Annotated in this window: 10 protein-coding genes; 3 read left to right on the plus strand and 7 right to left on the minus strand. The window is 62.8% G+C overall.

Translation table 11 applies throughout. The features are described 5' to 3' along the window. Window positions 1-1,133 (minus strand): tRNA 5-hydroxyuridine modification protein YegQ (gene yegQ / locus Q1W40_RS08900; protein WP_300711049.1); only part of this gene is annotated, 1,133 nt, incomplete at its 3' end. Window positions 1,134-1,199: 66 nt separating this feature from the next. Between yegQ and Q1W40_RS08905 the strand changes: the two genes are divergently transcribed. Beyond that, a complete protein-coding gene (locus Q1W40_RS08905; RefSeq protein ID WP_300711051.1) occupies window positions 1,200-2,447 on the plus strand; it encodes an FAD-dependent monooxygenase in 1,248 nt (415 codons plus the stop codon). Window positions 2,448-2,680: 233 nt separating this feature from the next. Continuing rightward, window positions 2,681-3,886, plus strand: coding sequence for a lytic murein transglycosylase (locus tag Q1W40_RS08910; RefSeq protein ID WP_300711053.1), 1,206 nt, complete (start codon window positions 2,681-2,683; stop codon window positions 3,884-3,886). Window positions 3,887-3,888: 2 nt separating this feature from the next. On the opposite strand, the gene Q1W40_RS08915 is transcribed toward Q1W40_RS08910, so the two are convergent. From Q1W40_RS08915 to Q1W40_RS08935, 5 genes are all read right to left on the minus strand, one after another. Beyond that, window positions 3,889-6,156, minus strand: a complete 2,268-nt coding sequence (locus Q1W40_RS08915; RefSeq protein ID WP_300711055.1) for a xanthine dehydrogenase family protein molybdopterin-binding subunit — start codon at window positions 6,154-6,156, stop codon at window positions 3,889-3,891. Then, a complete protein-coding gene (locus Q1W40_RS08920; RefSeq protein ID WP_300711057.1) occupies window positions 6,153-6,620 on the minus strand; it encodes a (2Fe-2S)-binding protein in 468 nt (155 codons plus the stop codon). Before Q1W40_RS08920 ends, Q1W40_RS08915 begins: the two co-directional genes overlap by 4 nt. A gap of 76 nt (window positions 6,621-6,696) precedes the next feature. Further along, complete coding sequence (locus tag Q1W40_RS08925; RefSeq protein WP_300711059.1) at window positions 6,697-7,011, minus strand: YkgJ family cysteine cluster protein; 315 nt, start codon at window positions 7,009-7,011, stop codon at window positions 6,697-6,699. A gap of 224 nt (window positions 7,012-7,235) precedes the next feature. Next, window positions 7,236-8,174 carry an ornithine carbamoyltransferase gene (gene argF / locus Q1W40_RS08930; RefSeq protein WP_300711061.1) on the minus strand — a complete coding sequence of 313 codons (939 nt, stop codon included), beginning with the start codon at window positions 8,172-8,174 and terminating at the stop codon, window positions 7,236-7,238. Next, window positions 8,171-9,373 (minus strand): aspartate aminotransferase family protein, encoded by a 1,203-nt coding sequence (locus Q1W40_RS08935; protein ID WP_300711063.1) that lies wholly within the window; start codon window positions 9,371-9,373, stop codon window positions 8,171-8,173. Before Q1W40_RS08935 ends, argF begins: the two co-directional genes overlap by 4 nt. Window positions 9,374-9,559: 186 nt before the next feature. Between Q1W40_RS08935 and Q1W40_RS08940 the strand changes: the two genes are divergently transcribed. Beyond that, complete coding sequence (locus Q1W40_RS08940) at window positions 9,560-9,880, plus strand: DUF3579 domain-containing protein (protein ID WP_108322207.1); 321 nt, start codon at window positions 9,560-9,562, stop codon at window positions 9,878-9,880. A gap of 256 nt (window positions 9,881-10,136) precedes the next feature. Here Q1W40_RS08940 and rpsT read toward each other — a convergent pair whose 3' ends face one another. Then, window positions 10,137-10,439 carry a 30S ribosomal protein S20 gene (gene rpsT / locus Q1W40_RS08945; RefSeq protein ID WP_300711066.1) on the minus strand — a complete coding sequence of 101 codons (303 nt, stop codon included), beginning with the start codon at window positions 10,437-10,439 and terminating at the stop codon, window positions 10,137-10,139. Window positions 10,440-10,453: the final 14 nt, after the last annotated feature.

Below are 10,453 nucleotides of genomic sequence, written 5' to 3' on the forward strand. Positions count from 1 at the left end.
AACTGGCTGCGGTGGCCCACCGAGTGGCCGGTTTCGTAGTTCTGGTAGTCCTGCGCGGGGCGGCGCTCCAAAAAGCCCGAGGTGTAGCCGCGTGAGGCCAGGCCGTCGAGTTCGCTGATCAGCTCTGGGTTGAAGGGGCGGCCTGCCACCGCGTCGTCAATCGCCCGGCGATACACCTGCGCGGTGCGGCTCACGTAATACAGGCTCTTGGTGCGGCCTTCGATCTTGAGCGAGTCCACGCCGATCTTGACCAGGCGCTCGATCAGCTCCACCGCACGCAGGTCCTTGCTGTTCATGATGTAGGTGCCGTGCTCGTCTTCCATGATGGGCATGAGCGCACCGGGCCGGTTGGCTTCTTCGATCAGGTACACCTTGTCGGCCGCGGGGTGGCGCTGGCCGTCGCCGCAGGCCGAGAAGTTTTTCTCGGCAGCTTCTTGCTCTTGTTCAAAGCTGAAGTCGCCTTCCATCTTGATCGGTTTGACTTCGCCCGAATCGGTTTCGTCGGTGGCTTCTTGCGTTCCGTAGCTCCAGCGGCAGGCGTTGGTGCAGGTGCCTTGGTTGGGGTCGCGGCGGTTGAAGTAGCCCGACAGCAGGCAGCGGCCCGAATACGCAATGCACAGCGCGCCGTGTACGAACACCTCCAGCTCCATGTCCGGGCATTCCTGGCGGATTTTTTCGACTTCGTCGAGGCTCAATTCGCGGCTCAGGATGATGCGGGCCACGCCCATCTTCTGCCAGAACTTCACGGCCGCCCAGTTGACGGTGTTGGCCTGCACCGAGAGGTGGATGGGCATCTCGGGCCACTTCTCGCGCACCATCATGATCAGGCCCGGGTCGGCCATGATCAGGGCGTCGGGCTTCATGGCGATCACCGGCTCGATGTCGCGCAAATAGGTGCGCACCTTGTCGTTGTGCGGCAGCAGGTTGCTGGTGACAAAAAACTTTTTGCCCCGGGCGTGCGCTTCGGCAATGCCGATGCCGATTTGCTCCAGTTTGAATTCGTTGTTGCGCGCCCGCAGGCTGTAGCGCGGCTGACCCGCATAAATCGCGTCGGCACCAAAGTCGTAGGCGGCGCGCATTTTGTCGAGTGAGCCCGCAGGCAAAAGAAGTTCGGGGGATTTGATCGTCGTCATAGCCCTTGATTGTCCAATTTTTTGGACCTCCTCCGACCGGGGCACAATTGACGCATGACAAGAAACATGGCCCCAGCGGGGTTCCAGAATGTGGTGATTGCCGGTGGTGGCATTGGCGGCTTGGCTGCGGCCTTGGCTTGTGCCCGGCAAGGCGTGCCGGTTCAGTTGCTGGAGCGGGCTGCGCAGCTGAGCGAGGTGGGCGCGGGCATCCAGATCGGCCCGAACGTGACGCGCATTTTGCAGGCCTGGGGCCTGGGCGATGCGCTGGCGCAGGTGGCGGCATTCCCCAAACGCTTGCAGGCTCGCGACGCCCGCACAGGGCAGGTGCTGGGCAGTTTGCGCCTGGGTGCGCGGGCGCAGGCCTTGTACGGCGCGCCTTACGCCACCATCCACCGCGCCGATTTGCAGGCCATGCTGCACACAGCGGTGCAGGCGGTGGGCGTGGATGTGCGCCTGGGCCAAACCGTGCAAGGCTGGCGCGAGACCGCTGAGGGCCTGGCCGTGACCACAGCGCAAGAGGTGGCCGCTGGTGCAGCCCAACCTCGGGGGGAGGGCGCCGCAACGGTACCCCCGTTGATGGCCGATGCGCTGATCGGTGCCGATGGCGTGTGGAGTGCGGTGCGCCACCAGTTGCTGGGCGATGTACCGGCCCGCTTCACTGGGCATTTGGCATACCGGGCGCTGGTGACGCAGGCCGATTTGCCCGTGCATTTGCGCTCGGATGAAGTCACCGTCTGGATGGGGCCGCGTCTGCATGTGGTGCATTACCCGGTGCGCGGCGGGCAATGGCTCAACCTGATCGCCATCGTGCACGGCGACAAGCCCGCGCAGGCCGAGGCTTGGGACAGCGCTGGGCATACCCAGTCGCTGATGCAGGCCATGGGCGCGGTGGGCGCGGATTTGCACGAACGATTGGTTGCTGTGCCCGCCTGGCGGCAGTGGGCGCTGCACGACCGTGCGCCCATGGCCGGTCCTCATGAAATGGCTCAAGGTCGCGTGGCTTTGCTGGGCGATGCAGCGCACCCCATGCGCCCCTATCTGGCCCAAGGCGCGGGCATGGCGATCGAAGACGCACAGGTGTTGGCGCAATGCCTGAGCGCAGAAACCGGCAGCATGGCCGAGCGCTTGCAGGCCTATGCCAATCAACGCTGGGCGCGCAACGCGCAGGTGCAGGCGCGTGCGATTCGCAACGGCCGCATCTTCCACGCCACCGGCCCCGTGGCCTGGGGGCGTAACCTGTCGATGCGGCTCATGGGCGAAAGGGTGATGGATGTGCCTTGGTTGTATGGGGGTGGGCCTCTGTCGACCGATTGATCGCGCCCAGGGATACAGGCTTGCACGGTTGCCTGTGGGCGCGGCGCACTCGTCGCGAAGAGTTCGCGCTGAACGCAGCGCATGCCCGCCATCCCCTGTACATTCGCTGGCGTGCTTTGTCGCCCACATGGGGCATCACCGGTTCAATATTTCAGGGAAATTGTCATGTCCACACACCGTTCTTCACTGCAGCCTGCCGCCATGGCGCTGACCTCTTGCCGGAGCGTGTACGCATGAAGCCGAAGTTCAGCCTCCACCGTTGGGCAGCGGCTTGCATGGCCCTGGTTTTGGCCACGCCCGCCGCCATGGCGCAGAACACCGATTTGTCGGCCTGCATGGCCGAACTGCGTCCGGCTGCGCGCACGGGCAAGGTGAGCGACGCCACCTGGACGCGCCACACGGCAGGCCTGCAGGCCGACTTCAGCGTCATTGAAAAGCTGAACTTCCAGCCCGAATTTCGCACCGCCATTTGGGACTACATGTCGGCGCTGGTGGACGAAGAACGTGTGGCCGATGGCGCGGCGCGTTTGGCCCAGCACCGCCCAGCGCTGGCGCGTGCCGAAGAGCGCTTTGGCGTGGACCCGGCCACGGTGGTGGCGGTCTGGGGCGTGGAGAGCAATTTTGGCCAGACCTTTGGCAAATACCCGCTGGTGCAGGCGCTGGGCACGCTGTCTTGCCATGGGCGGCGGCAAAGCTATTTCAGAGGCGAATTTTTTGCGGCGCTGCGCATTTTGCAAGCCGGGCACATCGCACCCGATCGCTTGGTGGGCTCGTGGGCGGGGGCCTTTGGCCACACCCAGTTCATGCCCACCACCTTTGAACGCTTGGCGGTGGACTTTGATGGCGACGGCCGCGCCGACCTGATGGACAGCAGCGTGGACGCGCTGGGCTCGACCGCGAACTTTTTGGCCCGTGCAGGCTGGCAGCGCGGCCTGCCCTGGGGCATCGAGGTGAAGTTGCCAGCAGGCCTCTCTTTGGCCGGAGAAGGCCGCCGTAGCAAGCGCCCGGTGTCTGAATGGACCGCCCGTGGCGTGCGCCGCATCGATGGCGCCGCCTTGCCAGAAAGTTTGGGCCATGTGGGCTTGCTGACGCTGGCCGGTGCCAACGGCCCGGCATTTTTGGTGACGCGCAATTTTGACGCGCTCTACAGCTACAACGCCGCCGAAAGTTATGGCCTGGCAATTGCTCACTTGAGCGACCGCCTGCGCGGCGGTGGCCCATTTGCCACGCCTTGGCCGACCGATGACGCTGGCTTGTCACGCGCCGAGCGGCGCGAGTTGCAAGGCTTGCTGACGATGCGCGGCCACAATATTGGCCCTGTGGATGGCATGTTGGGCGACGCATCGCGCCAGGCAATCCGGGCCGAGCAGCAGCGCCTGGGCCATGAGGCCAATGGCCGTGGCGGCCAAAAAATCCTCAAGGCCCTGCGAGGGGGCTGAGCTCAGGCGGTCAGCGGCAAAACCCGCTGCCGCTTTCCGGTGAGGGCAAACAGCGCGTTGCCCACGGCCGGCGCCAGCGGGGGCACAGCCGGTTCACCCACGCCTGCAGGGTGGCGGGTGCTGGGCACGATGTGGGTTTCCACTTGCGGGGCTTGGCTGAGCGAGACCATCGGGTAGGTGGGGAAGTTGCCTTGTTGCACCACGCCGCCCACGATGTCGATCTTGCCGAAGAGTGCCGCGCTCAAACCGTAGACCACGCTGCTTTCCATTTGCTGGGCCACGGTGCCGGGGTTGACCACGGTGCCGCAGTCAATCGCGCAGACCACGCGGTGCACGCGGATCTGGCCGTCGGCAAGGGACACTTCGGCCACTTGCGCCACGATGGAGCCAAACGATTCGTGCAGCGCGATGCCCCGCGCACGGCCAGCAGGCAGGGGCGTGCCCCAAGCCGCTTTGTCCGCCGCCAACTGCAGAACAGCGGCGTAGCGCGGCGCATCTTTCAGCAGTTTCAAGCGGAAGGCCAGCGGGTCTTGTTTCGTGGCCACGGCCAGTTCGTCGATGAAGCTTTCCGAGAAGAAAGCGTTGTGCGAATGACCCACCGAGCGCCAAAAGCCCACGGGCACGCCGGACTTCGTGGCCACATGGCTCATGTGTTGGCTGGCAAAGCCGTAGGGCAAATCGAACAGGCCTTCGGAGGCGGTTTTGTCAGGCATGTCGATCGGACCCGACAGGTGGGGCGCTGCACGCGCCATCCAGCGCGGCGTGATGGCGTCACCGGCCGACTTGATGCGCAAGCTGGTCACTTCGCCTTTCTCATCGAGCGAGGCCTGGAACTTGGCCAGGTGCATGGGACGGTAAAAGTCGTGCGTCATGTCTTCTTCGCGCGACCAACTCAGTTGCACTGGTTGGCCCTCGCAGGCCATGGCCACTTGCACGGCTTGGCCGACAAAGTCGACCTCCAGGCGACGACCGAAACCACCACCCAGCTGGGTGACATGGACCGTCACTTTGTCTTTGTCCACCTTGGCCACTTTGGCGGCCATGTCGCGGGCCATTTGCGGCACTTGCGTGGGCACCCAGATCTCGACCTTGCCGTCTTTGACTTGCGCCGTGCAGTTCATCGGCTCCATCGTGGCGTGGGCCAGATAGGGCGCTTGGTACAGCGCGTCGATGCGGGTGGCTGCGGCTTTTTCAGCCTGGGTGGGCACGCCTTGTTCGTGGAAGGCGAAGCCGCTTTCGGTGTTCAGGGCCTTGAGCAGGTCCGCCTGGATGCGCTGGGTGTCTACTGCGCCCGTTGCAGGGGCCTGCCACTGCACTTTGACGGCCTGCGCGCCTTGGCGTGCGTGCCAGGTGGTTTGTCCCACCACGGCCAAGCCCGCAGTGCCGCCGCCCCAGGCGTCCAGTGGCACAACTTTGGAAACGCCTTTCAAAGCCAAGGCGTCTTTCGTGTCCATGGACGCAGCGCTGCCACCGATCATGGGACACATTTGCACAGCGGCAAACAGCATGCCTTGCAGACGCACGTCCAAACCGAACGTGGCTTGGCCCGTGACTTTGGACGGGATGTCGGTGCGTGGCGCTGCTTGGCCGATGAGTTGCCACTTCTCGCGCGATTTGGTTTGGATGCCCGAGGGCGTGCTCCCCGAGGCGGCAGCGACCATCTGGCCGTAGTGCGCTGACTGGCCTGAGGCGTGCTTCATCACGCCAGCGGTCACGGTGATTTCGCTGGCAGGCACTTTCCAAGCCGCAGCAGCAGCCTGCAACAAGCTGGCGCGCGCGGTGGCAGCGGCCATGCGCAAAGGGTCCCACAAGTCGGCAATCGAAGACGAGCCGCCGGTGGCGTTGAGGCCCAGTTCGCGGGCGACTTTGCCCACCAGCCATTCGCCCATCTTGATCTTGGTGGGTTTGTGCTCGCCTTCGCTGTCCAGCGGGTGAAACGGCAAGCTGGCCACCAGCATGGCCACGTTGCCGTAAATGCTGTCGCCACCGGCTTGCTCCAGACGTACGCGATTCAGGGGCACATCGAGTTCTTCGGCCACCAGCATGGCCAGCGCCGTGTGCACGCCTTGGCCCATTTCGCTGCGTGGCATGGCCAAGACCACAGCGCCGTCTTGGGCGATCTTGATCCAGCCGTTCAAGGCGACATCGCCTTGGGTTTGGAGCATGAGTTCGGGTGAACCCAGTCGCGAGCGGGCGGGCATCACGCCCCAGCCGACGACCAATGCGCCGGTCGCGCCGAGCGCGCTGAGTAACCAGGTACGGCGTTTCATGCGGCACCGCCTTTCTTCATTTGCGCAGCAGCGCGTTGGATGGCGGCGCGCACGCGCTGGTAAGTGCCGCAGCGGCACAGATTGGTCATGGCGGCGTCAATCTCTGCGTCGCTGGGGTTGGGGTTTTTTTCGAGCAGGGCGGCGGCGGCCATCAGCATGCCGCTTTGGCAGTAACCGCATTGCGGCACTTGCTCTGCGACCCATGCGGTTTGCAAGGGGTGCGGTTTTTCTGCCGTGCCCAAAGATTCGATGGTCTTGATGGCTTGATTGGCCACCGCCGATACTGGCATCACGCACGAGCGCACGGGCTGGCCGTCGACATGGACTGTGCAGGCCCCGCAAGCGGCGATGCCGCAGCCGAATTTGGTGCCCGTGAGGTTCAATTCATCGCGCAGCACCCAAAGCAAGGGCATGCTCGGGTCGGCGGTCGAGGTTCGGCTTTGGCCGTTGATGTTCAGATCCACGGTGTCTCCTGAAAGTGGTTCAGGCGATGTTAGTGCAAAAGCTCACAAGCGCTGAGTCACGCCCGTGTGATGGGGCTCACAAAGCGGTGTTGAGCGGCAGCAGGCCCTGGCGCTGGCGTGCACGCTGGCAGGCGTCGCTGCCTTCTTCGAATTCACGGCAAGGGGAGGGACGCCATTCGTAAATGCCGCAAATCGGTTTCTCGCCGGTTTTGCCATAGAGCGCTGCGCAACGCGGCGGGCTGTGGTCGGTGCCGCGCATGCGGCAGGTGTGCTCGGTGATGGGCGAGGCCAGCCCAGCTGGCACATCGCCGCCGCCTTCTTCGGATTCGTAGACGGAAAAGTCCACCCGAAAGCTCACGCAGCAGGCGCCGCAGGTGGTGCAGGAAGACATGGACTGTGAATTTGAGATGGACCCCGGATCAAGTCCGGGGTGACAGGTGAATGGGAGGCTTTGTCAGGGTGACAGGTGAGTGGAGTGCTTTGTCAGGGCGACAAATGAATGGAGTGCTTTGTCAGGGCAACAGGTGAATGCAGGGCTTTGTCATACCGGGCTTGACCCGGTATCCATGGGCCCGTGAAGTGCCCATGGCGCCCACATTGTTCAGGGTTGACAGATCAGGATTGGACGCGGCCCAGCAGCAGAAATTCCATGAGCGCTTTTTGCACATGCAGGCGGTTTTCCGCTTCATCCCACACGACCGATTGCGGGCCGTCGATGACTTCGGCGCTGACTTCTTCGCCGCGGTGTGCAGGCAGGCAGTGCATGAACAAAGCATCGGGCTTGGCCACTTGCATCATGGCTTCGTTCACGCACCAGTCGGCAAAGGCTTTTTTGCGGGCTTCGTTTTCGGCCTCAAACCCCATGCTGGTCCACACATCGGTGGTGACCAGATCGGCTCCTCGGCAGGCTTCTTGCGGGTCTTTGAAGATCTTGTAGTTGGCGTTGCCACTCAGGCCTGCAATGGCCTGGTCCACCTCGTAGCCGCTGGGCGTGCTCAGGTGCACGGTGAAGCCCAGCAACTCAGCCGCTTGCAGCCACGTGTTGGCCATGTTGTTGCCGTCACCGACCCAAGCCACGGTTTTCCCCTGAATGGCGCCACGGTGCTCGATGTAGGTGAAGATGTCGGCCAGGATCTGGCAGGGGTGGAATTCGTTGGTGAGGCCGTTGATGACGGGCACACGCGAGTGCGAGGCAAAGCGCTCGATCTTGTCCTGGCCGAAGGTGCGGATCATGACCAGATCGGTCATGCGGCTGATGACGCGGGCGCTGTCCTCGATGGGCTCGGAGCGGCCCAGCTGGCTGTCGCCGGTGGTCAGGTGCACCACCGAGCCGCCCAGCTGGTACATGCCCGCTTCAAAGCTCACGCGGGTGCGGGTGCTGGCTTTTTCGAAAATCATGGCCAGCGTGCGGTCGGCCAGCGGGTGGTATTTTTCGTAGGCCTTGAACTTGCGCTTGATCTCAGCGGCGCGCGTGAGCACATGCGCGTATTCGTCGGCGCTCAGGTCGGTGAACTGCAGGTAGTGCCGCACCGGCACGGGGGTCTGAACGCTCATGCTTGTTCTGCCAGGAAGGTTTTGATCAGGGGCACCAGAATGGCTACCACTTCGTCGGCTTCTGCCTCGGTCATGATCAGTGGCGGCACCATGCGCACCACGGTGTCGGCCGTGACGCTGATGAGCAAACCGGCTTCGGCCGCACGCAGGGTCAGCGCGCCGCAGGGCTTGGCCAGCTCGATGCCCAGCATCAGGCCCTGACCGCGAACTTCCTGGAAGCCCGCCACGCCCGCCAGTGCTTTTTCAAGGCTGGCTTTCAGGTGTGCACCCACTTTGGCCGCGTTCTCTAGCAAGCCGTCTTGTTCCATGATGCGGATGGTTTCCACGCCTGCACGCATGGCCAGGGGGTTGCCACCAAAGGTGGTGCCATGGTTGCCGGGCTGGAAGATGTTGGCGGCCTTGGGGCCGGCCACCACCGCGCCAATCGGCACGCCCGAGCCCAAGCCTTTGGCCAGAGGCATCACGTCGGGCACGATGCCGGCCCACTGGTGGGCAAACCATTTGCCGGTGCGGCCCATGCCGCACTGCACTTCGTCGATCATCAGCAGCCAGTCTTTCTGGGTGCACAGCTCGCGCACTTGCTTCAGGTACTCGATGCGCATGGGGTTCACGCCGCCTTCGCCCTGGATGGTCTCGAAGAACACCGCCACCACATTGGGGTTGCCTTCGGTGGCTTTTTTCAGGGCTTCGATGTCGTTGACCGGCACGCGCACAAAACCTTCGACCAGCGGGCCAAAGCCCTCCTGGATCTTGGTGTTGCCGGTGGCGCTCAAGGTGGCGATGCTGCGGCCATGAAAGGCTTTTTCATAGACCACAATCTCGGGGCGCTCAATGCCTTTGTCATGACCAAACTTGCGCGCCAGCTTGAGGGCCGCTTCGTTGGCTTCCAGGCCCGTGCAGCAAAAGAACACATTGCTCATGCCCGACAGCTCCACCAGCTTGGCGGCGAGCTTTTCGGCATTGGGCACATGGTAGTAGTTGCAGCTGTGGATGATCTTGCCAATCTGGTCCTGCAAGGCGGGCACCAGCTCGGGGTGGTTGTGGCCCAGGGTGTTCACGGCGATGCCGCCCAGGGCATCGAGGTACTGCTTGCCATTGACGTCCCAGACTCGGCAACCCTGACCATGGCTGAGTGCGATCGGCAGTCGGCCATAGGTGTTCATGGTGTGCGGTGAGGCGGCTTCAATGAAAGCGGACATGCGTGAACTCCAAAAATAAAATCGGCCCAACGAAGAGGGCCGCTGAAACGAGATTTTAGAGGCAGTTTGATGACGGCCTGAAGACGGCTGTCACGGGATTGAAGTCTTATATAAGATACAATACTCGGGTAAACCAGAGCTCGGTGATCCCGGTCTCTGGAAAGTCCTCATTCATACCTCTATCCGATGGTTTCCAACAACGCCAAAGAAGTTTTCATCCAGGGCATCACCCAGGATGGCAGAACATTCCGCCCCAGCGACTGGGCCGAACGTTTGGCAGGTGTGATGAGCCCATTTCGCCCCGGTGGCGCGACCCCGGGCAGCCACCTCAGCTATTCCCCCTGGTGCATTCCCACGACCTTGGCCGGGGTTAAATGCGTGGTGGTCCATCGCGACCTGCGCGATCACGACGTCATGGCTTGGGACTTCGTGATGAACTTTGCACGCGACAACGGCCTGCAAGTGGCAGAAGCTTGCTTGTTGCCTGATCTGCCGGCTGCCAAATAATCACCCCCCCAGAACATCAAACCGCCTTCGGGCGGTTTTTTCATGCTCTTGCGTTTGCAGAGCTGTGGTGTGCGTGGCGGTGGGCGCCGATTTTATGAGCTTGCGAATCATGAGGCGCACACCGCCACGCACACCGCGGCGCATCGAAGCCACAAATGAAAAAACCGCCCGAAGGCGGTTTGGTTTCGCTGACAGCGCACCCGTTTCAAACGGCGGCCAGAAGACTCCGGCCGGGCTGTTGATCTTTAAAAGCGGATCAGGCTGCAGCCAGGGCCAAGGCCTTGACTTTGGCGCTCAGGCGGCTCTTGTCGCGAGCAGCCTTGTTCTTGTGGAAGATGCCCTTGTCGGCGATCGTGTCCACAACCGCTTGCATCTTGGCAAACAGTTCGGTGGCTTTGGTCTTGTCGCCAGCTGCAACGGCTTTTTCGACGTTCTTCACAGCTGTACGGTATTTGGAACGCAGCGAAGAATTCGCAGCGTTGATCTTGATGTCTTGACGGACGCGTTTACGGCCGGAGGCAAGACGGGGGTTCTTTTTCTTTGGCTTAGCTGATGCCATGATGATTTCCTTTG

The sequence above is a fragment of the Limnohabitans sp. genome (genome assembly GCF_030158565.1).
In the GTDB taxonomy this organism is placed as follows: domain Bacteria; phylum Pseudomonadota; class Gammaproteobacteria; order Burkholderiales; family Burkholderiaceae_C; genus Limnohabitans_A.

Bases quoted from the DNA above. Each gene is read 5' to 3' on its own strand.
- rpsT (WP_300711066.1), bottom strand. From the start codon at position 10,439: ATGGCATCAGCTAAGCCAAAGAAAAAGAACCCCCGTCTTGCCTCCGGC.
- Q1W40_RS08910 (WP_300711053.1), top strand. From the start codon at position 2,681: ATGAAGCCGAAGTTCAGCCTCCACCGTTGGGCAGCGGCTTGCATGGCC.
- Q1W40_RS08915 (WP_300711055.1), bottom strand. From the start codon at position 6,156: ATGAAACGCCGTACCTGGTTACTCAGCGCGCTCGGCGCGACCGGCGCA.
- Q1W40_RS08940 (WP_108322207.1), top strand. From the start codon at position 9,560: ATGGTTTCCAACAACGCCAAAGAAGTTTTCATCCAGGGCATCACCCAG.
- Q1W40_RS08905 (WP_300711051.1), top strand. From the start codon at position 1,200: ATGGCCCCAGCGGGGTTCCAGAATGTGGTGATTGCCGGTGGTGGCATT.
- Q1W40_RS08935 (WP_300711063.1), bottom strand. From the start codon at position 9,373: ATGTCCGCTTTCATTGAAGCCGCCTCACCGCACACCATGAACACCTAT.
- argF (WP_300711061.1), bottom strand. From the start codon at position 8,174: ATGAGCGTTCAGACCCCCGTGCCGGTGCGGCACTACCTGCAGTTCACC.
- Q1W40_RS08925 (WP_300711059.1), bottom strand. From the start codon at position 7,011: ATGTCTTCCTGCACCACCTGCGGCGCCTGCTGCGTGAGCTTTCGGGTG.